The sequence below is a fragment of the Arenibaculum pallidiluteum genome, from assembly GCF_017355985.1.
Lineage (GTDB): Bacteria > Pseudomonadota > Alphaproteobacteria > Azospirillales > Azospirillaceae > Arenibaculum > Arenibaculum pallidiluteum.
Window position 1 is genome coordinate 171,989 of the sequence record NZ_JAFIQU010000010.1, and the last position, 23,318, is coordinate 195,306.

The 23,318-nt window shown below is 69.2% G+C and carries 23 protein-coding genes; 15 read left to right on the top strand and 8 right to left on the bottom strand.

All coding sequences use genetic code 11. The features are described from left to right. From pfkB to JUB13_RS19810, 3 genes are all read right to left on the bottom strand, one after another. Positions 1 to 951 carry a 1-phosphofructokinase gene (gene pfkB, locus JUB13_RS19800; protein ID WP_207481990.1) on the bottom strand — a complete coding sequence of 317 codons (951 nt, stop codon included), beginning with the start codon at positions 949 to 951 and terminating at the stop codon, positions 1 to 3. Further along, positions 948 to 3,467, bottom strand: coding sequence for a phosphoenolpyruvate--protein phosphotransferase (gene ptsP / locus JUB13_RS19805; protein WP_207481992.1), 2,520 nt, complete (start codon positions 3,465 to 3,467; stop codon positions 948 to 950). Before ptsP ends, pfkB begins: the two co-directional genes overlap by 4 nt. Positions 3,468 to 3,732: 265 nt before the next feature. Further along, complete coding sequence (locus JUB13_RS19810; protein WP_207481994.1) at positions 3,733 to 4,656, bottom strand: LysR family transcriptional regulator; 924 nt, start codon at positions 4,654 to 4,656, stop codon at positions 3,733 to 3,735. Between the two features lie 174 nt (positions 4,657 to 4,830). On the opposite strand from JUB13_RS19810, the gene JUB13_RS19815 reads away from it, so the two are divergent. The 9 genes from JUB13_RS19815 (at position 4,831) to JUB13_RS19855 (ending at position 12,856) form a co-directional block, all read left to right on the top strand. Next, on the top strand, positions 4,831 to 5,775 hold the full coding sequence (locus JUB13_RS19815; RefSeq protein WP_207481996.1) for a ring-cleaving dioxygenase: 945 nt from the start codon (positions 4,831 to 4,833) through the stop codon (positions 5,773 to 5,775). 84 nt (positions 5,776 to 5,859) lie between these two features. Continuing rightward, complete coding sequence (locus JUB13_RS19820; RefSeq protein ID WP_207481997.1) at positions 5,860 to 6,504, top strand: alpha/beta hydrolase; 645 nt, start codon at positions 5,860 to 5,862, stop codon at positions 6,502 to 6,504. A gap of 26 nt (positions 6,505 to 6,530) precedes the next feature. Next, the gene (locus tag JUB13_RS19825; RefSeq protein WP_236025078.1) at positions 6,531 to 7,481 is read left to right on the top strand and encodes a ring-cleaving dioxygenase; all 951 of its coding nucleotides are present in this window, start codon (positions 6,531 to 6,533) and stop codon (positions 7,479 to 7,481) included. Positions 7,482 to 7,874: 393 nt separating this feature from the next. Continuing rightward, positions 7,875 to 8,264, top strand: coding sequence for a DUF6152 family protein (locus tag JUB13_RS19830; protein ID WP_207481998.1), 390 nt, complete (start codon positions 7,875 to 7,877; stop codon positions 8,262 to 8,264). Between the two features lie 48 nt (positions 8,265 to 8,312). After that, on the top strand, positions 8,313 to 9,929 hold the full coding sequence (locus JUB13_RS19835; protein ID WP_207481999.1) for a carboxylesterase/lipase family protein: 1,617 nt from the start codon (positions 8,313 to 8,315) through the stop codon (positions 9,927 to 9,929). 64 nt (positions 9,930 to 9,993) lie between these two features. Beyond that, positions 9,994 to 10,491, top strand: a complete 498-nt coding sequence (locus tag JUB13_RS19840) for a DUF6644 family protein (RefSeq protein WP_207482000.1) — start codon at positions 9,994 to 9,996, stop codon at positions 10,489 to 10,491. A 48-nt stretch (positions 10,492 to 10,539) separates the two neighbouring features. Continuing rightward, a complete protein-coding gene (locus JUB13_RS19845) occupies positions 10,540 to 11,040 on the top strand; it encodes a DUF6644 family protein (protein ID WP_207482001.1) in 501 nt (166 codons plus the stop codon). A gap of 53 nt (positions 11,041 to 11,093) precedes the next feature. Then, positions 11,094 to 11,645, top strand: a complete 552-nt coding sequence (locus JUB13_RS19850; protein WP_207482002.1) for a cytochrome c — start codon at positions 11,094 to 11,096, stop codon at positions 11,643 to 11,645. A gap of 140 nt (positions 11,646 to 11,785) precedes the next feature. Beyond that, positions 11,786 to 12,856, top strand: coding sequence for a maleylacetate reductase (locus JUB13_RS19855; protein ID WP_207482003.1), 1,071 nt, complete (start codon positions 11,786 to 11,788; stop codon positions 12,854 to 12,856). Positions 12,857 to 12,895: 39 nt separating this feature from the next. Here JUB13_RS19855 and JUB13_RS19860 read toward each other — a convergent pair whose 3' ends face one another. Both JUB13_RS19860 and JUB13_RS19865 read right to left on the bottom strand, forming a co-directional pair. Further along, positions 12,896 to 13,756 (bottom strand): protein-methionine-sulfoxide reductase heme-binding subunit MsrQ, encoded by an 861-nt coding sequence (locus JUB13_RS19860; protein WP_207482004.1) that lies wholly within the window; start codon positions 13,754 to 13,756, stop codon positions 12,896 to 12,898. 120 nt (positions 13,757 to 13,876) lie between these two features. After that, entirely contained in the window at positions 13,877 to 14,788 is a 912-nt protein-coding gene (locus tag JUB13_RS19865) for a helix-turn-helix domain-containing protein (protein WP_207482005.1), read from the bottom strand. A 307-nt stretch (positions 14,789 to 15,095) separates the two neighbouring features. Between JUB13_RS19865 and JUB13_RS19870 the strand changes: the two genes are divergently transcribed. The 3 genes from JUB13_RS19870 to JUB13_RS19880 all read left to right on the top strand — a co-directional run bounded on the left by JUB13_RS19870 (position 15,096) and on the right by JUB13_RS19880 (position 17,815). Next, entirely contained in the window at positions 15,096 to 16,049 is a 954-nt protein-coding gene (locus JUB13_RS19870) for a hypothetical protein (RefSeq protein WP_207482007.1), read from the top strand. Between the two features lie 73 nt (positions 16,050 to 16,122). Then, positions 16,123 to 17,100 carry a ring-cleaving dioxygenase gene (locus JUB13_RS19875; protein ID WP_207482008.1) on the top strand — a complete coding sequence of 326 codons (978 nt, stop codon included), beginning with the start codon at positions 16,123 to 16,125 and terminating at the stop codon, positions 17,098 to 17,100. A 73-nt stretch (positions 17,101 to 17,173) separates the two neighbouring features. Continuing rightward, positions 17,174 to 17,815: an alpha/beta hydrolase gene (locus JUB13_RS19880; RefSeq protein WP_207482009.1), complete on the top strand. Its 642-nt coding sequence runs from the start codon at positions 17,174 to 17,176 to the stop codon at positions 17,813 to 17,815. A gap of 91 nt (positions 17,816 to 17,906) precedes the next feature. On the opposite strand, the gene JUB13_RS19885 is transcribed toward JUB13_RS19880, so the two are convergent. Then, positions 17,907 to 18,365: a MarR family winged helix-turn-helix transcriptional regulator gene (locus JUB13_RS19885; protein ID WP_207482010.1), complete on the bottom strand. Its 459-nt coding sequence runs from the start codon at positions 18,363 to 18,365 to the stop codon at positions 17,907 to 17,909. Positions 18,366 to 18,534: 169 nt separating this feature from the next. On the opposite strand from JUB13_RS19885, the gene hmgA reads away from it, so the two are divergent. Then, positions 18,535 to 19,947, top strand: coding sequence for a homogentisate 1,2-dioxygenase (gene hmgA / locus JUB13_RS19890; protein WP_207482011.1), 1,413 nt, complete (start codon positions 18,535 to 18,537; stop codon positions 19,945 to 19,947). Positions 19,948 to 19,989: 42 nt separating this feature from the next. On the opposite strand, the gene JUB13_RS19895 is transcribed toward hmgA, so the two are convergent. Then, positions 19,990 to 20,907, bottom strand: a complete 918-nt coding sequence (locus tag JUB13_RS19895; protein ID WP_207482012.1) for a YihY/virulence factor BrkB family protein — start codon at positions 20,905 to 20,907, stop codon at positions 19,990 to 19,992. Between the two features lie 184 nt (positions 20,908 to 21,091). Here JUB13_RS19895 and JUB13_RS19900 point away from each other — a divergent pair, with 184 nt between their 5' ends. Beyond that, entirely contained in the window at positions 21,092 to 22,369 is a 1,278-nt protein-coding gene (locus tag JUB13_RS19900; protein WP_207482013.1) for a cytochrome P450, read from the top strand. On the opposite strand, the gene JUB13_RS19905 is transcribed toward JUB13_RS19900, so the two are convergent. Beyond that, the gene (locus JUB13_RS19905; protein WP_207482014.1) at positions 22,289 to 22,963 is read right to left on the bottom strand and encodes a hypothetical protein; all 675 of its coding nucleotides are present in this window, start codon (positions 22,961 to 22,963) and stop codon (positions 22,289 to 22,291) included. The two genes, JUB13_RS19900 and JUB13_RS19905, sit on opposite strands and share 81 nt — an antisense overlap. Before the next feature lie 182 nt (positions 22,964 to 23,145). Between JUB13_RS19905 and JUB13_RS19910 the strand changes: the two genes are divergently transcribed. Further along, positions 23,146 to 23,318: Rieske 2Fe-2S domain-containing protein (locus JUB13_RS19910; RefSeq protein WP_207482023.1), on the top strand; the 173-nt coding region annotated here is incomplete at its 3' end.

Below are 23,318 nucleotides of genomic sequence, written 5' to 3' on the forward strand. Positions count from 1 at the left end.
TCATGTCGGGAGCTCCTGGATCCGGACGGCGCTTGCGAGCTCGGCCAGCCGCGCCGCCGGCGGCAGCTCCGGGCCAAGCAGCGACAGCGTGCCGGCGGCGAAGGCGGTGCCGCGCCGGGCGCAGGCTTCCAGGTCGCCGCCGTCCAGCCGGGCGGCGACGATCCCCGCAACCATGGCGTCCCCCGCGCCGACGGTGCTGGCGACCTCGACCGCCGGCGGAACGGCCAGAAGCGCGCGGCCCTTCTCCACCAGCACGGCGCCGTCGGCACCCATGGAGACCGCCACCAGGGCGATGCCGCTTCCCGCCAGTTCCAGCGCGGCCTCGACCACCTCGTCGCGGTCGGGCAGGGGGCGGCCGACCAGCTCCGAGAGCTCGTGCACGTTCGGCTTCACCAGCTCCGGCCGCGCCGCCACCGCCTCGCGCAGGGGCTGGCCGCTGGCGTCCACCGCGACGAAGGCGCCGCGCCGGTGCAGGCGCTCGGTCAGTTCGGCATAGGCCGTCTCCGGCACGCCTTCGGGCACGGAGCCCGCCAGCACGAAGCAGCGACTTTCCTCGGCCAGATCCTCCAGAGTGCTCTGCAGGGCCTGCCAGGAGTCGGCGGGGATCCGGGGGCCAGGAAGGTTGATGTCGGTCACCGAGCCGCCCGCCCTATCGACGATCTTGATGTTCACGCGGGTGCTGCCGGGCACGCGCAGGCAGCGGTCCTCGATCCCGCGCCGTCCGAACAGCGCCTCGAACGCCGCCGTGTTGTCCTTGCCCAGGAAGCCGGCCGCCGTGACGCGATGCGTGCCTCCGGACAGGAATGCCGCGACGTTGATGCCCTTGCCGCCGGCCGTCCGCGTCTCGGCCATGGCGCGGTTGACGGCGCCCGCGCGGAACCCCGGCACCTGCAGCGTCTGGTCCACGGCGGCGTTCAGCGTGACGGTCACGATGCCCGGGGCGGCGTTCATGACGGGCTCCCCGATCCACCGAAGCGGTCGCGCACCAGCGCCCGCACCTCGGCCGCCCGGGCGCAGTCCAGTGCCGCGCGCGCCGCATGCTCGGCCTCGGCCATGGAAATCCCGCGCAGGCGCGCCTTCACCGACGGGACGGCGGGGATCGCGACGCTCAGTTCCGAGACGCCGAGCCCGGCCAGCAGCACGGCGCCGGCTGGGTCCCCGGCGATGCCGCCGCAGGCGCCGACCCAGATCCCCGCCTCGCGGGCGGCGGCCACCGTCCGCTCGACCATCCGCAGCACGGCGGGATGCAGCCCGTCCGCCTGAGGGGCCAGGACTGGGTGGAGCCGGTCCATGGCCAGCACGTACTGGGTCAGGTCGTTGGTCCCGATGGAAAAGAACGACACCTCGCGCGCCAGGCGATCGGCCATCATCACCGCCGAAGGCACCTCGATCATGATGCCGAGCTCGACCGGCGCGGCGCCAAGCTGCCGCCGGACATCCTCCGTGACGGCCTTGGCCCGGGCCAGCTCGTCCGGCGTCGCGATCATCGGGTACATGATGCGCACCGGGCCCTCGGCCGAGGCACGCAGCATGGCGCGAAGCTGCGTGCGGAACAGATCCTCGCGCTCGAAGCACAGGCGGATGCCGCGCACGCCGAGGAACGGGTTCGCCTCGGCCGGCAGACGCAGATAGGGGACGTTCTTGTCGCCGCCGATGTCCAGGGTGCGCAGGATGATCGGCAGGCCGTTCATGGCGCGCACCATGGTGCGGTAGGCCTCGAACTGCTCCTCCTCGTCGGGCGGGAACTCGCGCTGGAGGAACAGGAACTCTGTGCGCATCAGCCCGATGCCCTCGCTCCCGGCCTCGACGGCCTGCGCGGCCTCGGCGGGGTCCGAGATGTTGGCGGCCACCTCGACCCGCCGCCCGTCGGAGGTGATGGCGGGCTTGTAGCGATCCAGCCGCTCGGCCTCGCGCCGTTCGCCCACGGCGGTCCGGGCGGCCGCGGCGCGACTCCGGTCGCGATCGGAGGGCGCGGCCACCAGCACGCCGGCATCGCCGTCGAGCACGGCCTCCTGACCGGTTTCCAGGTCCAGGACCGCCGGACCCGCCGCGACGACGGCGGGAATGTCCAGGGACCGCGCGATGATGGCGGTATGGGAGGTGGCGCCGCCGCCCGCCATGCACAGCCCCAGCACCAGAGCCGGGTCCAGCTTCGCGGTGTCCGACGGCTCCAGGTCCTCGGCCAGCAGGATCACGGGATGGTCGGGCAGGGCAGGGACGCTTTCCTCGGCATCGGCCAGGAGGCGCAGCACCCGGCGCCCGACGTCGCGCAGGTCGGCGGCGCGCCCGGCCAGGAGCGGGTCGGCGAGGCGCGAGAGCATGTCCGCACGGTCCTCGTACACCTCCCGCCATGCCCAGCCGGCGCTCAGCCCGGTCTCGATCCGAGCATGGCTGTCGGAGACGAGGTCGGGATCGTCGAGCAGCTCGAGATGGGCCTTGAAGATCGCGGCGCGGGCGGCGCCCGCCTTCTTCCAGAACTCCTCGTGGAGGTTGCGCAGCTCGGCGCCCGCGCCGGCCAGGGCCTTGTCCAGGCGGCGGTGCTGCTCGGCGGGGTCGGGCGCGGTCCTGGCGACGACCAGCTCCTCGCGCTGGAACTTCCAGAGCGGCCCCAGGGCGACGCCGGGAGATGCCGAGATGCCCGCGACCACCCGCCCGTCATAGTCGAGCGGCACCGGTGTCGCCCGCCCGGCCGCGGCTGCGACTGGCGGCGCCCCCGCGGCCGGGGCCGTCACCTGCGGCTCGTCCAGCCCGGCTTCGAAGGCGGCGCGGATCGCCGACAGCGCGGCGTCGGCATCCTCGCCCGAGGCGGTGACGGTCAGCCGCTGCCCGCCGGACGCGCCGAGACGCAGGAGCGAGACCAGGCTCTTGGCGTTCGCCGTCGCCTCGCCGTTGCGGACGGCGATCTCGGCGCGAAAGGCCTTGGCGATCTCGACGAGCGCGGTCGCAGGGCGGGCGTGCAGGCCGTGCGGAACGGGGGCGGTGACCTCGATGGCCGCAGCGCCGGCCGCAACGGCCGGCCCCGCCGCCGGGGCAGGGGCGGTCTCCCCGTTCAGCGCGGCCATCACGGCGCGCACGTCGGCGGTGGTGCCCAGGCGCTCGGCCTCGGCGGGATCGCCGAGGACTCCCGTCAGGCGTCGCAGGACGGCGATGTGCTCGTCGGACCTTGCGGCGATCCCGACGACCAGCCGGGCCGCCTCGCCTGTGCCCCAGTCGACGCCCTGCGGGAATTGGACCACCACGACCCCGGTCCCGCGCACGAGGTCTCGCGCCTCGGGCAGGCCGTGGGGAATGGCGATGCCGCTGCCGAGATAGGTGACGGCCAGGCGCTCGCGCCCGAGCATGCTGTCGACATAGGCGGGCTCGATCAGGCCGTTCTCGACCATGAGCTGGCCGGCTATGCGGATCGCCTCGGTCTTGTCGGCCGCCAAGAGCCCAAGGCGCACTTGCCTCTCGGTTACCTGGAGCATCGAGCGTCCCCTTGCTGTGGAGCCCCATGCGGGTCGCACGTCACTTGCCGTATCAGGGCAATGGCTCTCGTTCCATGGGGTGTAACGCCTTGTCGCAGTGGCCGTTCCTCCCTTCGGGGAGGGGGGCTCGGCCGGGCCATGGGCCGGCGGCGGGCGGTGCCCCCGGCAGGGCCCGGGCCGCCAATGCCTTGCGCGGCGCGGCTTTGGAGAATTCGGGGGGCGGAATGCATGTGCCGGTTGAGCCGGCGCGGCCGCGGCTTCGCGTTCAGCGCAGCGGGCGCTCTCCCGCGATGAAATGCCGCTGCCGGCCGATCTCGTCGGCGAGGAAATCCATGAGAGCCCGCACGCGCGGCGCATGGCGCAGGTCGGGATGGGTCAACAGCCAGAGATCGGCCGCCAGCGCCGGATCCGGCGCCGCCAGCCGGACCATCGACGGCCGGGCGTCCGCGATGAAGCAGGGCAGGTGGCCGATGCCGATCCCCGACTCCACCGCTTCGGCCAGCCCGAGCACGGAATCGACCCTGTAGACCACCTTCTCGGCCGGCGCCGTGGCGCGGTGGTGGCGGACGAGCTTCGAGAGGCCGAGGGCATCGCCGGGCGACACCCAGCACCGTTCTGCCAGAGCTGCGGCATCCGGCGGCGCCGTTGGATCCGGGAAATCGGCGGCGCGGCCGTAGAGCGCCCAGGCAATGCTTGCGACACGCCGGCCGACCAGCGTCTCGGGCGGGGAGGCGGTGGCCCGGATCGCCACGTCGGCATCGCGCCTGGACAGGTTCAGCGCCTGGTTGCTCAGCACGACGTCCAGGCGCAGGCCGGGGAACCGGTCGCGAAACCGCGCGAAGGCCGGCGTCAGCAGGTGCACCAGGAAGGAATCGTTGGTGGTGACGCGCAATTCGCCGGTGGGCGCGAAGTCCCGCCCAGCGAGCCTGCGCGCGAAGTCGGTGATCCCCTCTTCGAGCCGGGCTGCCAGCGCGACCATCTCCTCGCCGGCGCCGCTGGGGACATAACCCGAGCGGTGCCGCTCGAAGAGTGGCGTTCCGATGGCCTGCTCGATCTGGCCCAGCCGTCGGAACACGGTCGAGTGATTGACGCCGAGCCGCTCGGCGGCGCCCGGGAGGCTCTTTGCGTCTGCGATTGCCTTGACCAGCCTGAAATCGTCCCAGGCCAGGTTGCTGAACGGTTCGCTCATGGACCCCGCGCCGTATCGGAAGGGCTTTATCTGCCAACTGTGCACGATCATCTGCGCGTGTGCACGATCGATATTGCGCCGATGCAATGAGGAAGCTCTGGCGCCGGAGCCCCGGAATACCATTTCATGGACAGGAACCGGGGCGCCCAGACGCCCCCATCGGAGGGAAAGACAATGCGCCAGAATGGTATTCATCATGTCACGGCGATCGCCGGCCCGGCGCGGCGAAATCTCGATTTCTACGGACGTGTTCTGGGACTTAGGCTGGTCAAGAAGACGGTCAACTTCGATGACCCGGGGACCTACCATTTCTACTACGGGGACGAGACGGGTCAGCCCGGCACGATCCTGACCTTCTTCCCGTGGGAGCATGTGGCGGCCGGCCGGCTCGGCATCGGCGAGACGCAGGAGACCCGGTTTCGGATTCCCGAAGGGGCGCTCGGATACTGGATGCACCGCTTCGTCGAGCGCGGCGTCCGGCACGAGGCGCTCGAGAGGAGGTTCGGCGAGACGGTGCTGCCCTTCCGTGACCCCGACGGCATGCGCCTTGCGCTGGTCGCCGTTCCCGGCCTGGAGGCCACGCCGGGCTGGAGCAACGGGGACATCCCGGCGGAGCACGCGCTGCGCGGCTTCCACAGCGTCGGCCTGCTGCTGCGCGACGCCACGCCCACCGCGGCGGTGCTGACGGACGTCCTCGGCTTCGCCGAAGCCGGGCGCGAGGAATCCGTCCTGCGATATGCCGTGGACGGCGCCTCTGGCCTCGCGGTGCCGGGCGGCATCGTCGACCTGAGGGTCGCCGGGGAGTTCCTGCCCTCGCGCATGGGCGGCGGTTCGGTCCACCACGTGGCGTTCCGTGCCGCCGACGATGCCGTGCAGGCCGAGATGGTGCGCAGGCTGTCCGAGAACCATGGCCTGCGCGTGACGGAACAGAAGGACCGCAACTACTTCCGGTCCGTCTACTTCCGCGAGCCCGGCGGCGTGCTGTTCGAGATCGCGACCGACGAGCCCGGCTTCGCGGCCGACGAGCCGGTCTCGTCCCTGGGCGGGACGCTGAAGCTCCCGCGCTTCCTCGAGGGGCGGCGCGGCGAGATCGAGGCGGTCCTGCCCGCCATTGCCTGACGACCAGGGGATCCCGGCCCGCGCAGCTGCGCGGGCCGGGATCCGCAACGAGCGAGGGCCGTGAGGCCCGGACGCGAGGATCCCATGACCGAGACGACCCGGCTTTCCTTCATCCACCGCTTCGAGCCCGACACGGCGGGGCAGGGCGCGGCGCGCCAGAACCCGCCGCTGCTGCTCCTGCACGGGACCGGCGGCGACGAGAACGACCTGATGCCGCTCGGGCGCATGCTGGCGCCCGACGCCGCGCTGCTGTCGCCCCGCGGCAAGGTGCTGGAGGGCGGCATGCCGCGCTTCTTCCGCCGCCTTGCCGAGGGCGTCTTCGACGAGGCCGATGTGCGTCGCCGCGCGGCAGAGCTCGCGGACTTCGTCGACGAGGCGCGCGAGGCCTACGACCTGCCCGCGCCGGTGGCGGTCGGCTTCTCGAACGGGGCCAACATCGCGGCCGCCATGCTCCTGCTCCGGCCGGGGACCCTGGCCGCCGCCGCGCTGCTCCGCGCCATGGTTCCGCTGGCCGAGCCTCCTGCGGCAGAGCTGGCAGGAACGCCCGTGCTGATCCTGTCGGGCGATGCGGATCCCATCATGCCGGCCGGGAACCCGGCGCGGCTGGCCGCCATGCTCGCAAAGGCCGGAGCGGCCGTGCAGCACCGGACACTGCCCGCAGGTCATGGGCTTGGCCAGGCCGACCTGACGATCACGAGGGACTGGCTCGACCGCATCCGGGCCGCGTGACCCGCGGCCTGCGGAGACATCGGAGAATGACCATGCAGCTCACCGGCATCCACCACCTGACGGCCGTCACGGCCGATGCACCGGGCAACCATGCCTTCTACACGCAGACGCTGGGCATGCGCCTCGTGAAGAAGACCGTGAACCAGGACGACACCAGCGCCTACCACCTGTTCTACGCCGACGGGATCGCGGCCCCGGGCACCGACATCACCTTTTTCGACTGGCCCGTCACGCCGGAGCGGCGCGGAACGCACAGCATCGTGCGCACCGGGCTGCGCGTGAGCGGCGCGGGGATGCTGGAGTGGTGGCATCGGCGCCTCGCCGCGACCGGCGTCGTCCTGGGCGACATCGTCGAGCGCGACGGCCGGCCCACACTGGACTTCGAGGATTTCGAAGGGCAGCGCCTCAGCCTTGTGCTGGAGGACGGCGGCGCCGAGTCCCATCCCTGGCACGGAAGCCCAGTGCCGGCCCCCTGCCAGATCCGCGGGCTCGGCCCGGTCACCATCAGCGTTCCCGATGCCGGTCCGACGGACCTGGTGCTGACGGGCGTGCTCGGGATGCGCAGGGTGCGCGAGTATCCGACGCCGGGCAATGCCGGCTCGGTGACGCATGTCTACGAGATGGGCGCCGGCGGGCCGGCGGCGGAGCTCCACGTGGCCGTCGAGCCCGGCCTGCCCATCGCGCAGCCCGGCGCGGGCGGCGTGCACCATGTCGCCTTCCGGATCCCCGATGCCGACTACCTGGCCTGGGCGCAGCGACTGAACCAGCTCGGCATCCCGTCCAGCGGACCCGTCGACCGCTTCTACTTCCGCAGCCTCTACTTCCGCGAGCCCAACGGCATCCTGTTCGAGATCGCAACCGACGGGCCGGGCTTCGCGACGGACGAGCCGCTGGACAGGCTCGGCGAGGCACTTTCTCTGCCGCCCTTCCTCGAAGGCCGGCGACGGGAGATCGAGGCGGGCCTGAAGCCACTCTGAGGCATCATCGGCCAGGATGGCGGGGGCCACGGCAGGGCGGATCTCCCCCGACCCTGCCGTGGCGCTTCCCTGCTGCGTTCCAAAAGTCCTGAGAAGCCGGCTTACCCAGGTGAGCCGGCTTTTCTCTTCTCCGCCCCGGGGATGGGCGGCGCCCGCCGGCTCCGGACTTCCATGATCGGATCGTGCAGAAACTCGGCCGGAAACGTGCAGGAGATCCGGTCTGCCCGCGGCTACCGTGGCAAGCAACGAAGCCTTGTCCCGGTGGGCAAGCTGTGCCAGCCGCCGCCGGGCTCCGGCTCCATTCGCGACGAAGTGTCGGCCGCCTTGACCGGAGCTGTCGGCGCAGCAGGCCACGAAATCGACGCGAAGACATTCGGGAGAGGGAACACCGCGATGACGAGAACAATGTGGTCGGGCTTGGGCGTGGCGGTGCTGGGCCTCTCGGCACCGGCGCTGGGCCACCATTCCGGGGCGATGTTCGACGACCAGAAGGAAGTAACGATCGAAGGCGTCGTGAAGGAGTTTCAGTACACCAACCCGCATTCCTGGCTGCTCGTGGACGTCGCGGGCCCTGACGGAAAGGTGACGACCTGGGGCTTCGAGGCCGAGGGGCCGAGCACGCTGCTGCGGGCCGGGATTCGCAAGGCTGACCTGCCGCCGGGCGCCAAGGTGAAGGTGACCGCACATCCGATGAAGGATGGCCGCCCGGCAGGCTCCTGGCTGCGCCTGGTCAAGGACGATGGAACCCAGATGAACCCGCGTGCGGGCTTCGCCGTGAAGTGAGCCCGCGCGTCGGAACTGGCGCGGCCGTGATCATGGAGGAGATCTGGAATGTCGACGGACCATGAAGGCGCGTCCGGTGAGGGGATCGGCCGCCGCGCGGTGCTTCTGGGCGGGGCGGCAACCGTGGCGCTGCTGGCGACGGCTCGTTCCGCCTTGGCCCAACAGCAGAACTCCGCGCCCATCGTGGCGACCACTGCCGGACCCGTGCGCGGATCATTCTCCGGCGGCGTCGCCGTATTCAAGGGCATCCCCTATGGCGCTCCGACCGGCGGCGAGAACCGGTTCATGCCGCCACAGCCGCCCAGGTCCTGGACGGAGGTCCGGGACGCGGTGCGCTATGGACCGCGCGCGCCGGCTCCGGACTACCCACCTATCCTGATGCAGGAGGAGGGCGCGGATCTCGACAGTGGCCCCATGGGCGAGGATTGCCTCGTCCTCAATGTCTGGACGCCCTCGCCGGAGCCGGGCGCCAACCGGCCCGTGATGGTCTGGTATCACGGCGGCGGCTACACGTCGGGATCCGGCGGCAGCTTGCGCTATGACGGTATCAACCTCGCGGCCCGGCAGAATGTCGTGGTGGTCACCGTCAACCACCGCCTTGGCGTTCTGGGTTTCCTCGACCTTTCCTGGATCGGGGGCCCCAGATACGCGTCCTCGGGCAATGCGGGGATGCTCGACATCGTGCAGTCGCTGCAATGGGTTCGAGACAACATCCGCGCCTTCGGCGGCGATCCCGCCAACGTGACGGTATTCGGTGAATCCGGCGGTGGCGGCAAGGTCTCGACGCTGATGGCCATGCCTGCCGCCAAGGGGCTGTTCCACCGCGTGATCGCGCAGAGCGGAACGGCGATCAAGCAGGCCAGCACCGAAACGTCGGAAAAGGCGGCTCGGGCCGTGCTCGAAAGGCTCGGCATCATGGCGGCCAATCTCGACCAGCTCCACCAGATCCCCTTTCAGAGGATCCTGGCCGCGGGCCAGGGAAGCTGGAGCCCCGTCGTCGATGGCGCGGTGATCCCACGCCATCCCTTCGATCCCGACGCGCCGGCAGTCTCAGCCGACGTCCCGATGATGGTCGGTAGCAACCTGACCGAGACAACCTTCTTCAATGCGACGCCGCTAGACCCGATCGACGACACGGAGCTGATGAATCGGCTCATCGAGTTTACGAAGCTGGATGAGCCCAGGGTCCAAGAACTCGTCGCGCTCTACAGGGCAAGACGTCCCGGGACCGAGAACCACGTCCTTTACCAGCTGATCTCCACGGACTGGTGGATGACGGATTCGGTCCGCCAGCAGGCCGCCCGAAAGGCTGCCCAAGGCGGTGCTCCAGCCTTTGTCTACCAGTTCGAGATGCGCCAGGGGGCCCGGGGCGGCAAGCTGAACGTCCCGCACACGGCCGAGATCGCTTATGTCTTCGACAATCTGGGGCTCTCCAAGGCCCTCGTCGGCGAGCCGACGGCGGAGCACCAGGCCTTGGCGGACAGGATGAGCGCCGCCTGGGCCACCTTCGCCCGGACCGGCCGGCCTCAGGCCCCTGACCTTCCAGAATGGCCGGCCTATACCGCGGATAGACCGGCCGTGATGGTGCTCGGGCGCGAGCCAAAGGTGCTTGTCGACCCTTCCTCCGAGGAGCGGAAGAAGGTCGCAGCCCTGAAGGCGAGCTGAGCTTCCGGCCACGGGGCGGACGCCGCGTCCCGGCGGGCCAACGTTCAAGAGGAGAAACCCGAGCATGGGGGCTTTGGCCGAATGGCTCGCGGGAACGCAGGCGAGCCTCGCGATCCAGGACATGCTCTGGATCGTGCCGACAGTGCAGACCGTGCACATCCTGGCGATGTCAGTGGTGATGTCCTCGATGTTCATGATCGGTCTGCGGATCCTGAATCTCGCGGGCGGCTATCACACGATGACCGAGGCCGCCAGGCGCTTCCTGCCCTGGATGTGGTGGGCGCTTGCCGTCAATCTGATCACGGGTCTTGTCCTGATCATCGGCGAGCCGTGGCGGACGCTGAACAACCCGACCTTCTGGCTCAAAATGGCGCTGCTCGCGGTCGCGGTCGCGGCAGCCGCCGGCTTCGAACGCACGCTGCGCCGCGACGCAGGCTTCTGGGAGCGTAGGCCGGGCGACCGCAAGACGGTCCGGGTGCTCGTCGCCACCAACTTCCTGCTGTGGTGCTGCGTCATCGTCGCCGGGCGCTGGATCGCCTACACCGACGTCCCCCCGCCATGAACGCCTCCGGCCGCCATGATGCTGGTTGGCCGAATGGAGACCGAACAGATGGACATCACCGCGATCCTGCAGTCGCTCGAGGCCATGACAGTCGCCAGTTGGGTCCGGGAATCCGACTGGGCGTTCCCCATGATCGAGTCCGTGCATGTGATCGCGCTGGTGCTGGTCTTCGGCACCATCGCGATCGTCGACCTGCGGCTGCTCGGCATGCCTACCACCAGCGTGGCCTTCACGGCCATTGCCCGGGACTGTCTGCTGTGGACATGGGCCGCCTTCGGCCTGGCGGTGATCACGGGCGCGCTGATGTTCGTCGCGAACGCAACGAGCTACTACGACAATTTCCCGTTCCGCATGAAGATGCTCTGCCTCGTGCTGGCAGGGATCAACATGGCCGTCTTCGAGCTCGTCACCTTTCGTGGCGTCAGCCGCTGGGACAAGGACCATCCTGTGCCGATCGCGGGCAAGATCGCGGGTACCCTGTCCCTGACCTTCTGGATTGCGACGATCACCTTCGGCCGGTGGATCGGCTTCACCAAGGTCCCATTCTGATCGCATCGAGCCCAGGGAGAGAGGCGGCAATGAGAAGAAGGGCCATTCTGACCATGGCCGTGCTCGCCGGCTGCCTTGGCGTGCTGCAGGGGCGTTCGGCGGCGCAAGGCGCCGATTCGCCGGCCGCCGCGCGACAAGCCGCCGGCACGCCGACGCTGACTGGCGAAAGCCGACCGCTCGACGTGATCCTTGCGCGCCGAAACCTGATGGCGGCGATCGGCCGGAACAGGGACGAACTCGAGGCGATGCTGGAATCGCCGGAGCCCTTGGGGCTGGAGGCGGCAGAACATGCCGGCACGATCTCGGTTCTGCTCCTGGCCTTTCCCCACCTCTTTCCGCCCCAGACCAACAACTGGAGCCCACAGCTCGAGGAGGAGGACCCGGCACGGGTATCGCGTGCCAATCCCAGGGTCTGGACCGACTTCGACTCCTTCTACGGGCTCGCTCAGACCGCCTCGCAGCTGGCACTGGACGCGAGCCTCGCTCCTACGGTGGATGCGTTCCGGCAGTCCGCAAAGGCGTTGATTGACACCTGCGACACCTGCCATGCGACATTCCGGCGCGAGGAGAAGGAGTACGCGATTCCGGTGCCACCGCCCCAATAGCCGGCACGTCTTTCGGCAAAACCGGCAGGGCCGCGGGGGCAGGATGGATTTCGCGGTCACGCGCGGTTACACCGGGCCCAAGAGCGGAGCCGGTCGACTGGCACCGTGGTCCTGCCGTCCTTTCGCCTGGAGAGGCCTTAATGGGGATCGATGCCTTCACCTACGAGCCGCTGCCCGGCCGCGTCGTCTTCGGCGCCGGCAGCCTGGACCGCCTCGGCGAAGAGATCGAGCGGCTGGGCGTCAACAAGGCACTGGTGCTCAGCACGCCTGGGCAGCAATCCCTTGCCGAGGACGTCGCCCTGCGGATTGGTGCCCGTGCCGCCGGCGTCCATGCAGGGGCCGTCATGCACGTCCCGATCGAGACGGCCCGTCAGGCCAGGGAGCGGGCAGCTGCGGTCGGTGCGGATGCCTGCATCGCGGTGGGCGGAGGCTCGACCATCGGTCTCGGCAAGGCAATCGCGCTGGAGTTCGGTCTGCCGATCGTGGCGGTGCCCACGACCTATGCCGGATCGGAGATGACACCCATCTGGGGCGTGACCGAGGGCGGCGTGAAGCGGACGGGCCGCGACCCACGCGTGCTACCGCGCGTCGTCGTCTATGATCCGTTGCTGACCCTGGCCCTGCCGCCCGCGCTTTCGAGCGTCTCGGCCATGAATGCCGTGGCCCATTGCATTGAGGGCCTCTATTCCGAGACGGCCAACCCTATCGCTTCTTTGATGGCCGAGGACGGAATTCGCTCCATGGGTAAGAGCCTACCCCGCATCGTCGCGGATCCCGGCGATATAGGAGCGCGGACAGAGGCGCTCTATGGCGCCTGGCTTGGCGGCTCGGTGCTCGGGGCGGTGGGCATGGCAATCCATCACAAGCTCTGTCATACGCTCGGCGGCACGCTGAACCTTCCCCATGCCGAGACGCACACGGCCGTGCTGCCCCATGCGGCCGCGTACAACCGCGATGCGGCGCCGGAGGCGATGGCCCGCGCTGCCAGAGCTCTGGGCGTCATGGACGCTCCCGAAGGACTTTACGATTTGGCGGCATCGCTCGGTGCACGCATGGCGCTCAGGGACCTCGGCATGCGCGAGGAAGACATCGATCGGGTCGCCGACCTCTCCGTCCAGAATCCCTATTGGAACCCACGGCCAGTAACGCGCGAAGGTGTGCGCGCGTTGGTCTCTGACGCCTGGCACGGACATCGCCCGGCGCGCCGCTGATGTGCGCCGCGAGGTCGCGCCCCAGCCAAACTCCTTGCGTCAGTGCGGCGCCTTGGGCCGTGGTCGATCCAAGGCTGCCGGGTTCCGGTAAAAGACCGCGGCCGCAGCGCTCAGCCCACCGCCCAGCACTTTCCAGGCGGGGGCGAGGCCGAGATCCAGCGACAGGTTGAACGCCAGAGTCTGCCAGGGATCGAAGCCCTGCAGCACGTCCAGCGCCACTGCCTCGAAAACCGCCGTCAGCAGCGCAGTGCCCACGCCCAGCGCCATGAGCGCCGGGATGCGGGCGCTTAGGCCGCGCCGGTCGAGCAGGCGCCATCCCACCAGCCACGAGAAGATGCCGACCATCAGGAAGGGCTCGCCCCCGGCGCTGCCCGGCGACAGCACGTAGTGCAGAATGGCGAGCCCCGCAGCGGCATGAACGATCCTGTGCAGCCGGCCCCAGCGGCCTCCGAGCCGTCGGATAGCGGCGTCGGAGGATGTCGCTGCCAGCACGGCAAGGCCCAACAGTGACGTGATCGCGACCACAATCGTGACCCGGGTCGCGATCTCCGATCCGATGCGTGCAGGATCCCCGCCCCGCAGGGCGATATAGGCGGCCAGATGTCCCGCCGCGTAGGCAAAGGCGGCGACGCCTAGAATCCGCCGCGCCATGATCAGCCGGCTCCAGCCGAACATCCGCCGCGCCGGCGTGACGGCGAGGGCGAGCAGCAGGAGCCAGCAGGCATAAGAGCCCGAATGGTAGATCAGCGGTTCCAGCGGCAGGGCCCCCAGCGCGCCGGAGCCGGCCCAGTATGCAATCAGCGCGGCGGGCAGGCTGACCACCGCAAGCGCCGAGACCTTGGTGGTGGAAACATGGCCCTGGCGATCGCGCCAGGGCGCAGCGAAAGCTCTTGCCGGCATTCGCCCGGATCCTTGGATGGCAATGGACCCGCATGGTGCGTGCCGCCTGTGGCGACGTCCTGCACCAAATGCTCGCAGGACTGCACGGACTGATCGTGGCGGGCTTTGCCGGATGCGACGTCAGCTCCGCCGCGCCCTGCGGTAAGCGGCGGGTGTCGTCCCGCGATGGCGCCTGAAGAGCCGGGTCAGGTGCTCCTGGTGGGAGAAGCCGCAGGCGAAGGCAATCTCGACGATGGGCATCGCCGTTTCCGCCAGCAGGCGCTCGGCATGCTCGAGCCGCATCTGGATCAAGTACTGATGGGGCGCCATGCCGACGCCCTTGCGGAACAGCCGCACCACGTGGCTGACGCTCTGGCCGGCTGCACCGGCTATGGCGGCCATATCGATGGACCGCTCGATGTTGGCGGTCATGAAGTCGATTGCGCGGGCGAGGCGCCGGTTGTCGGCGTTCGCCAGCGATGCCGCTTCGGTTCGGACCTGCGAGGCGCTGGAATGAGCGCGCACGAGGCGGGCGGCGAGGGCGCGGGCGAGATAGTCGACCAGGAGCGATGTCGACGGGTCCTCGTCATCCAGCGCGTCCCGGACCGCCAGGATAAGCCGCTCAAGCTGCGGGTCGCGATCCCCGAACCGCGGCAGGAATTCAACCGCATCCGGATCGCCCGGAACCATCTCGGCCGCGACCTCCCGGAGCACGGACCGGCGCAGATACAGGTGCATGGTGTCGAGCTTTCCGCCAAGGCAGATGTCGAACCCCACACCGCTCGGGATCATGTGAAGCCCGCCGGCCGGGATCAGCCTGCGCTCGGATCCCGCTCCGAACGCCCGATCTATGATGACCGGCCCTCCAAGGTGCAGGACGATCAGATGGTCCTGCACGGCATCGAAATGCCCTTCGAAGGGGGCCTCGGTCTGCGTCGAGGCATAGAGCGACGTCCAGCCGCGGCCATCGCTGGATGTCCGCACTGTCAGGCCTGCGCGGCCGAGGATTCCATGCGTCTCGCGGACGTCGAAGCCGCCGATCGCCTTTCCCATCTTCCGATCCTGCCCCCGCTCAGCCGAATGGCCGCAAAACGGAAAATTGGTCAGGTCAACAAGATAAGGGAACTGGGCGGGACGGGAACATGAATTTCGGATCCTAACACTTTCGCTGCGCGATCCTTGCCGGCTGAGTGAGCAATTCGTGCAGGGCGCCGCGTGGTGCGTGCAGGAACGCCGCTTGGTGGCCCTGTTACGGTGCCGCTCGATGCCCAGGGCCGGGATGCATTGGCCACATGCTCGCGGCCATGCGGTTCGCCGCGGGGGCGCATCGCGGCCGGAACAAGCAACGAAGGGGGAGGAGATGATCCAAATCCGAAAATCTGGCTGCATCGCCGTAGCCATGCTGCTCGCCCTGGCCTTGGTACCGATGCCTGCGTCGGCCCAGGACAATCCGAATTCCAAAAGGCCTTTCACCTACGACCCGGGCCGCCACGCCAGCGCAGCAGATCACTATGCGGCTTTGAAAGCGGCAGCCGGCGATCCGGCAACACCGGCCTACGACAAGCTTCCGGACTGGAAAGGTCTCTGGACCCGGGACATCGCCGCCGAGGGATTCAGTGTCCGCCCGCGCGAGAAGCGCACGGGCGTCGGCTACCAGACCGAAATCCAGATGAAGCTGACGCCGGAGTACCAGGCGCGATACGACAAGATGATCGCGGATTTCAAGGCTGGAAAGGGCGATTGGGACCCGCTGAGTTTCTGCCTTCCGGCCGGCTATCCGCGCTGGCACGTGGAGCCTTTCCTGAAGGAATTCGTAGTGCGGCCGGAGGAGACTTGGCTGATCAACGAGCAGCAGAGTGAGGTACGGCGCATATACACCGACGGCCGTGCCCACCTGCCGGAGGACATCGCCTTTCCGACCTGGACCGGCGATTCCATTGGCTTCTGGCGTGGTCAGACCCTGGTGATCTGGACCAAGGGCGTCAAGGCAAACATCTACCAGCGCCAGCAGCCCGAGCACAGCGACAAGGTCGAAACCATCGAGGAATGGACCAAGATCGAGCCGCGCACCATGGAGGTCAGGATGACCATCTATGATTCCGAGGCCCTTCGGGAGCCGTTCCCACTGATCCGCTACTACTACGGCGTCGACGACGACGGCGGGAACTTGCGGCTCGCCATGTGGAGCTGCAATGAGAACAACCCGAATGTTCGCACGGCGGACGGCAGCACGGACGTGCGGCTGCCCGGCGAGGCGGACTATCGCCCTCCTGTCACCGACGCCGCGGTTCCGAGCGCAATCGAAAAGCGCTGACCGGCCTGGCCGCGCCCATGAGGTTGGCTCGGACACCCATCCAAGTACAAGCAACGGCGACGAGGAGACAGCCATGAGGATCGTGACCGGATTCCACCACGTCACCGCCTGCGTGGCAGGTGCGCAGGAGGACATCGACTTCCTGACACAGGTGGTTGGCCAGCGGATGATCAAGCAGACCGTCCTGTTCGACGGTACCACCTCGATCTACCATCTCTACTACGCGAACAAGCATGCCGAGATCGGGACGGTGATGACCACATTCCCGTTCAAGCAGGCGGGGATCACGGGCCGCAAGGGTACCGGGCAGGTTTCCGAGACCGCCTATTCGGTGTCCTCGGGGTCGCTGGACTTCTGGGCACGCCATCTGGACGAGTTGGGCGTCAAGCGCTCCGAGATCCATTCCCGGTTCGGCCGGGAACTGATCCGCTTCTCCCATCCCGGCGGCCTCGAGCTCGAGGTTGTCGGTGACGACCGCGACACCCGTGACGGCTACGCGTCGGAGAGGGTACCGGAGCAACATTCGGTTCGCGGCTTCAACTCGGTAACCATGTCGGTCCGAGACGTGGAGGGCCAGGACCACTTCCTGGTCCAGGGGCTCGGCTACGAGAAGACAGGCGAGGAGGGCCGCTATCACCGATACGAGCTCGGCGAGGGCGGGCCCGGGCGCACGATCCTTCTGCGTCACGACCCCGAAATCCCGCAGGGAAGCTGGTACTTCGGTGCGGGAACGGTCCACCATATGGCTCTTGCGGTCGCCAATGACGACGAGCAGGCCAAGGTGAAGGCGCATCTCGAAGGGCTCGGCTACACCGACGTTTCGGAGTCCAAGGACCGCAATTACTTCCATTCCTGCTACGTGCGCTCGCCGGGCGGCGTGCTGGTGGAGATCGCCACCACCGATATCGGTTTCGCCGTGGACGAGCCGGTGGACGAACTCGGCGAGCATTTGCTTCTGCCACCCTGGTTCGAGCCGCGGCGCGAGGAGATCTGCTCTCCGCTCGAGCCCATCGTGGTGCCGACCCGAAAGCTGACCGAAAGTCGCACCTGACGGGCGGACGGGCGTGTTCCAGGGCAGACCCCTGGAACACGGCTCGCCCTGCCGGCCAGCGGAGGAGCTTGTCATGCATGACGAAGCCTGGCTCGAGCTGGTGCCCAGGGGCGGCGCCGACTTAGCCGTCGTTATGATGCACGGGCGCGGCCGATCGCCCGAGGAAATGCGGGACCTCGCGGAAAGGCTCGACCTGCCGCGGGTACGCTATGTCTTTCCCGCGGCTAGCGGTGCGAGCTGGTATCCCAAGGGCTTCCTCACCCCGGTCGAGGAGAACGAGCCGCACCTGTCGGCGGCGCTGAACCATTATGAGCGCGTCGTCGGCGCGCTCATGGCCGAGGGCTTCGTTCCAGATCGCATCGTCCTGGGAGGCTTCTCCCAGGGCGCCTGCCTGACGGCGGAGTTCCTGGCCAGGAGCCCGCGGCGATATGCCGGCGCCCTTGTCTTCACGGGCGGGCTGATCGGGCCCCCGGGGACGGATTGGCCGGTCCGCCCCGAACTGGACGGCATGCCCGTACTCCTGACGACCAGCGAAGTCGACGAGTGGGTTCCGCCCTCCCGGGTGCACGAAACGAGCCGTTGGCTGCAGCGCTGCGGGGCTCTGGTCGAGCTTCGCATTTTCGAAACCAGGCCGCATGTCGTCGACGACGAGGAATTGGCGGCGGCTCGAAATCTGATCGAGCGCACGCGACACGAAGGGGGGCGGGCACGGTGATGCCACAGACGACGCGGGCGGGACTGGATCGGTCGGCAAACTGCACCGCCGCGTAAGCCCAGCGGCCCCCGCCATGTCTATCGCGCCGCCTTCATTCCACAGGAGGCGCCGGCCGGTCGAGCCCCATGACCCTCTCCAGCCCGTCCAGGGCCGTGAGAAGCGCTTCGATTCCCTGCGGGCCGAGGCTGCCGGTCAGCTCCCGCTCCAGCGCCAGCATCCCGGGGACGATGGCCGCATAGGCGTGCAGACCTGCGGCGCTCAGGGTCAGCAGCTCCTCGCGCCGGTCCCCCGGGTTCGGGCGGCGCCTTAGCCAGCGGCGGCGCTCCAGCTCGGCGACCGCCCGGCTGACCTTGGTCTTGTGCATGTCGGAGTGTTCTCCGATGGCCTTTGCCGTGAGCGTGCCGAGCTGGGCGAGCGTCGCCAGGACGCGCCACTCCGGCACGCTCAGCCCCGTCTGCGCGGCGTAGACCCCGCGGAACCTCCGGGACACGGCAGCCGCGATCCGGTTCAGCCGGTAGGGGAGGAACCGCTCGAGCTCGATCGTCTCCATGCCCGAGGTTACCGATGAAACAGTTGCGTGCGCAACCTTTCCGGGGCTGCGCGCAACCCGGCCGCGGCGAAGGGGTTGATGGTTACATAATCAGCGGCCACACCTGATCGCAAGACGGGGCATGGCGGCGCGCCATGGCCGCGCCCCGGGGCATTCGAGGACGATCGACATGGACGCAGAGAACACCCTGATCGGTAAAAGGGCCGTGGACGGAGCCGGGCCGGGAACCGCGGACGACCGCGCAAGGGCCGGCCAGGCCACGATCACGCCGGGCTACATGTCCGGCTTCGGCAATTCCTTCGAGACCGAGGCGCTGGTGGGCGCCCTTCCCATCGGCCGCAACTCGCCCCAGCGGCTGCCCTACGGACTCTATGCCGAGCAGCTCTCGGGCTCGCCCTTCACGGCGCCGCAGGCGACAAACCAGCGCTCCTGGCTCTATCGCATCCGCCCCTCGGTCAAGCATTCCGGGCGCTTCCGGAGGGTCGACAGGGGCCTGATCCGGACCGCCCCCGCGGCGCGCGAGGAGAGCGGGCTGCCGATCGGCCAGATGCGGTGGAATCCCGTGCCGATCCCGGAAACCGAAAATCGGACCTTCCTGACCGGGCTGCGCACCATGACGACCGCCGGCGATTCCGACACCCAGGTCGGCATGGCCGCCCATGTGGCGGTGGTGACGCGCTCCATGGAGGACGAGTACTTCTTCAATGCCGACGGCGAGATGCTGGTGGTCGCCCAACTGGGCCGGCTCCGCTTCTGCACGGAGTTCGGCGTGCTGGAGGTCGCGCCCGGCGAGATCGCGGTGATCCCGCGCGGCGTCGTCCACAGGGTCGAGCTGGTCTCCGGCCCGGCCCGCGCCTATGTCTGCGAGAACTACGGCGGCGCCTTCACCCTGCCTGATCGTGGGCCCATCGGCGCCAACTGCCTGGCCAATCCCCGCGACTTCCTGACTCCGGTCGCGGCATACGAGGACATCGAGCGGCCTTCGACGCTCTATGTGAAGTGGGGCGGCGAGCTGCACGCCTGCGAGATCGGCCAGTCGCCCCTGGACGTGGTCGCCTGGCACGGCAACTACGCGCCCTACAAGTACGACCTGCGGCGTTTCTCGCCGGTGAACGCCGTGCTCTTCGACCACCCGGACCCCTCGATCTTCACCGTGCTGACGGCGCCCTCGGAGACGCCGGGCACCGCCAACGTGGACTTCGTGATCTTCCCGGACCGCTGGGCCGTGGCCGAGGACACCTTCCGGCCGCCCTGGTATCACCGCAACCTGATGTCGGAGTTCATGGGGCTGGTCTACGGCGTCTACGACGCCCGGGAGGAGGGTTTCGTTCCCGGTGGCATGTCGCTGCACAACCAGATGCTGCCGCACGGACCCGATGCCGGCGTCTTCGAGAAGGCGAGCACCGCCCCGCTGAAGCCGGTGAAGATGGAAGGGACGCTGGCCTTCATGTTCGAGACCCGCTTTCCCCAGCGCATGACGCGCTATGCGGCCGAAGGCGGGCTGCTGCAGGAGGACTATGCCTCCTGCTGGCAGGGGCTCAGGAAGCACTTCGACCCCGGGGCGCCGCAGGGGCGCGGCTGAGGCGACGGACAGCCGGGGAGGGGGCCGACGGCGTGGCCTCCTTCACCGGCGGCCGGTCGCCGGGACTGCCCCGCCGGCATCCGGCGGCGCGTCCGGCCTCCGGTCGCCGCGTCCGGCGCGCGAGCCGAGATGCTCCGAATAGGCTCGCGTGATCTCGGCGCCGAAGAGGAAGATCACCGACGAGTAGTAGACCCAGAGCAGGATCAGCACCAGCGAGCCGGCGGCCCCATAGGCCGTCGCGACACCGCTGGTTCCGAGATAGAGGCCGATCAGGTACTTGCCGACCGAGAACAGCAGGGCGGTCGCGGCAGATCCCGTCCAGATGTCGCCCCAGGCGATCGGCGTGTCCGGCAGCGCCCGGTAGATCAGCGCAAAAAGCGCGGTAAAGGCCGCCCAGGAGGTCAGGACGTCGACGGTTCTGAGGATCGTGGCGATGTCCGGATACATGTCGCCCAGCCAGGCGCTCACCGCCGCGAGCGCCGCGCTGAAGGCCAGCGACACCACGAGCAGGAAGCCGATGGCTCCGACCAGCGCGAGCCCGCGCAGCCGGACCTTGACCAGCAGGGCGACCGGCGAGCCTTCTGGCGGCGCAGCCTTCCAGATGGTGTTCAGGGAAGTCTGGAGCTGTGCGAAGACCGTGGTGGCGCCGACCAGGATGGTCGCGATGCCCAGCAGGCCGGCGATGGTTCCGTTGCCGGAGGTCGAGGCGTTGGATGCGAGCGCCTCGACGGCGCGCGCCGGTTCCTCGCCGACCAGGCGCCCGAGTTGCTCGGTAAGGGCTCCGCGAGCCTCGGCCTCGCCGAAGACCATGCCCGCCAGCGTGGTGACGAGCACCACGATGGGCGCGAGCGAGAACGTCGTGTAGAAGGCGATCGCCGCGCCCATGCTCATGGCGTCGTCGTCGATCCATCCCCGGGCGGCATCCCTGAGAATGTGCCAGCTGATCCGAAGGCGCTCCATGGTCGATCCCTGGTTGTCGCGATGACGTCGTCGGTCCCTGTATGCATTCCCCATGGCTAGAACACGCGCGCAGCCGGTCCGGCGCGCCGGCATATCGGCCGGTGGCCTGATCGGACCCTTCGGGGCCGCTGGCTGTTGCCCTCGGATCGGCCCGGCCGACGGATAGAGCAGGCAGGGACAGGTCATGCGAATCCCGCGCGACAGGAGCTTCGACGCCTCGCTGGCGATGCTGATGGACGGATACCGATTCATCGGACGGCGGTGCCGCCGCTATGCCACGGACATTTTCGAGACCCGCCTGATGCTGCGACGGGCCGTCTGCATCATGGGGGGCGAGGCCGCGCGCGTCTTCTACGAGCGCGACCGCTTCACCCGGCGGGGCGCGCTGCCGGTCACGACGCTGAAGCTCCTGCAGGACAGGGGCAGCGTCCAGACGCTGGACGGGGCCGCGCATCGCAGGCGCAAGGAGATGTTCCTTTCGCTGATGGCGCCCGATGCGGTCGAGCGGCTGGCGATGCTGATGGCGCGGGAGTGGCGCGCCCGGATCCCGGTCTGGGAGCGCGGCGGCGAGATCGTGCTGCTGCCGGAGGTCCAGGACATCCTGTGCCGGGCAGTGTGCGCGTGGGCCGGCGTGCCCCTGGACGACACCGAGGCCCGCATGCGGACGCGGGAGTTCGCCGCCATGATCGACGGCGCCGGTGCCGTCGGGCCGCGGAACTGGCGCGGCATGCTGCTGCGCGCGCGGACGGAGCGCTGGGCCCGCGCCATCGTGCAGGCCGTCCGAGCAGGAAGGCTGGACCCGCCGCCCGGAAGCGCGCTCGCCGTCATCGCAAGTCACCGGGACGACGAGGGCAGGCCGCTGGACGTGGCCGTCGCGGCGGTCGAACTCCTGAACGTCCTCCGTCCCACGGTGGCCGTCGCCCTGTATATCGTCTTTGCCGCGCTGGCCCTGCACCAGCACCCCGGCTGGGCGGCGCGGGTCCGGGCCGCGGTCCAAACAGGGGAGGATGCGGAGCTCGAAGCCTTCGTGCAGGAGGTGCGCCGCTTCTACCCCTTCTTCCCCGCGGTCGGGGGGCGCGTCCTGCGCGAATTCACCTGGCACGAGCACCGATTCGCTCCGGGCGCCTGGGTGATCCTGGACCTGCACGGCACCAACCACGACCCGCGCCTCTGGGACGAGCCGCAGACCTTCCGTCCGGAGCGATTCCTGAACCGCAGGCCCGGCGCATGCGACCCGGTTCCCCAGGGCGCCGGATCCCACGCAAAGGGGCACCGCTGCCCCGGCGAATGGATCACCATCGCCCTGATGAAGGAGGCGCTTGGTCTCCTCGCGACCGCCATGCGCTACGACGTGCCCGAGCAGGATCTCCGGATCGTGATGTCACGGATGCCGGCGGTGCCGCGAAGCCGTTTCGTGCTGCGCAACGTAAGGACCAGTGTGCCCGCCGTTCCTGCGGCTTGACGCAGGGCGCCCGAAGGGCGCGCCATGCCAGGGCAGGCGGTCGAGCGCTGCAAGCAGCGCGGCACCCCCCGCGATGGCGAGGGCGGCAGCGGCCATGTCCGATGCGGGATCGGCCCGCCGCGGGCGGTCGGCGCGTTCCTGCGGGCGGGGCTTCCGGTCCTCGAAAAGCCGGGTCAGCGCCGCGGTGCCGCCACCCCAGACCAGGTGAACGGCGATCATCAGCGCGACCCGCCGCCGCGGGTGGAGAGTCGCCGGATCGAGGATGCCAGCCGCCGGGATCCAGCCGAGATAGCTCGCCGTCCAGACCATCACGCCGAAGGCGGGACCATCCAGCATGTCGGTCCGCCCGATCCTCTCCGTGAGCCAGGGATAGGCCGCGCCTGCGAGCGCGCCGTAGGCATAGTGGAGCGCCTCGGTCAGCTGTCGCTGGACGTCCTCGCCGCCGCGCCCGCCAGTCACGCGCTCCGTGATCAGGCGCGGCGGCAGCGGGTAGCGCTCCTGCGGCGGCAACCTGCGATGCGCGGCCGACATGGCGGCAGTCATGGGGAGCGTGGCCAGGAAGCCTGCGAGGGCTCCTGCGAGCGCTGCTTGCACTTCATCCTCGCCTTGCACGCTGAAGGGGCCTGCCTGGGCAACGTCGCTTACCGGCGATGGTTCCCGGGACGGAATGGGGATGGTTTCCCTTTTGCCGGCGGAAAATCCTTTCGTCGGGGCAACAGCGGGGTGGGCGGCCTGTTTGCTCTGCTGACGAGGCTGGGTGGCCGAAGGAGATCCCAATGGGCGAGTCCAAGCCATTCCCCGTGAACGCGTGGTATGCGGCGGCCTGGAACTACGAGATCAAGCGCGAGCTGACGGCACGCCGGATCTGCGGCAAGGACGTGGTCCTGTACCGCCGCAGCGACGGGCAGGTGGCGGCGCTCGAGGATGCCTGCTGGCACCGGCTGCTGCC

Coding starts and splice junctions, on each gene's coding strand:
- JUB13_RS19880 (WP_207482009.1), top strand. CDS start 17,174: ATGCATGACGAAGCCTGGCTCGAGCTGGTGCCCAGGGGCGGCGCCGAC.
- ptsP (WP_207481992.1), bottom strand. CDS start 3,467: ATGCTCCAGGTAACCGAGAGGCAAGTGCGCCTTGGGCTCTTGGCGGCC.
- JUB13_RS19835 (WP_207481999.1), top strand. CDS start 8,313: ATGTCGACGGACCATGAAGGCGCGTCCGGTGAGGGGATCGGCCGCCGC.
- hmgA (WP_207482011.1), top strand. CDS start 18,535: ATGGACGCAGAGAACACCCTGATCGGTAAAAGGGCCGTGGACGGAGCC.
- pfkB (WP_207481990.1), bottom strand. CDS start 951: ATGAACGCCGCCCCGGGCATCGTGACCGTCACGCTGAACGCCGCCGTG.
- JUB13_RS19900 (WP_207482013.1), top strand. CDS start 21,092: ATGCGAATCCCGCGCGACAGGAGCTTCGACGCCTCGCTGGCGATGCTG.
- JUB13_RS19845 (WP_207482001.1), top strand. CDS start 10,540: ATGGACATCACCGCGATCCTGCAGTCGCTCGAGGCCATGACAGTCGCC.
- JUB13_RS19860 (WP_207482004.1), bottom strand. CDS start 13,756: ATGCCGGCAAGAGCTTTCGCTGCGCCCTGGCGCGATCGCCAGGGCCAT.
- JUB13_RS19815 (WP_207481996.1), top strand. CDS start 4,831: ATGCGCCAGAATGGTATTCATCATGTCACGGCGATCGCCGGCCCGGCG.
- JUB13_RS19870 (WP_207482007.1), top strand. CDS start 15,096: ATGATCCAAATCCGAAAATCTGGCTGCATCGCCGTAGCCATGCTGCTC.
- JUB13_RS19865 (WP_207482005.1), bottom strand. CDS start 14,788: ATGGGAAAGGCGATCGGCGGCTTCGACGTCCGCGAGACGCATGGAATC.
- JUB13_RS19875 (WP_207482008.1), top strand. CDS start 16,123: ATGAGGATCGTGACCGGATTCCACCACGTCACCGCCTGCGTGGCAGGT.
- JUB13_RS19820 (WP_207481997.1), top strand. CDS start 5,860: ATGACCGAGACGACCCGGCTTTCCTTCATCCACCGCTTCGAGCCCGAC.
- JUB13_RS19830 (WP_207481998.1), top strand. CDS start 7,875: ATGACGAGAACAATGTGGTCGGGCTTGGGCGTGGCGGTGCTGGGCCTC.
- JUB13_RS19895 (WP_207482012.1), bottom strand. CDS start 20,907: ATGGAGCGCCTTCGGATCAGCTGGCACATTCTCAGGGATGCCGCCCGG.
- JUB13_RS19885 (WP_207482010.1), bottom strand. CDS start 18,365: ATGGAGACGATCGAGCTCGAGCGGTTCCTCCCCTACCGGCTGAACCGG.
- JUB13_RS19825 (WP_236025078.1), top strand. CDS start 6,531: ATGACCATGCAGCTCACCGGCATCCACCACCTGACGGCCGTCACGGCC.
- JUB13_RS19840 (WP_207482000.1), top strand. CDS start 9,994: ATGGGGGCTTTGGCCGAATGGCTCGCGGGAACGCAGGCGAGCCTCGCG.
- JUB13_RS19855 (WP_207482003.1), top strand. CDS start 11,786: ATGGGGATCGATGCCTTCACCTACGAGCCGCTGCCCGGCCGCGTCGTC.
- JUB13_RS19850 (WP_207482002.1), top strand. CDS start 11,094: ATGGCCGTGCTCGCCGGCTGCCTTGGCGTGCTGCAGGGGCGTTCGGCG.
- JUB13_RS19810 (WP_207481994.1), bottom strand. CDS start 4,656: ATGAGCGAACCGTTCAGCAACCTGGCCTGGGACGATTTCAGGCTGGTC.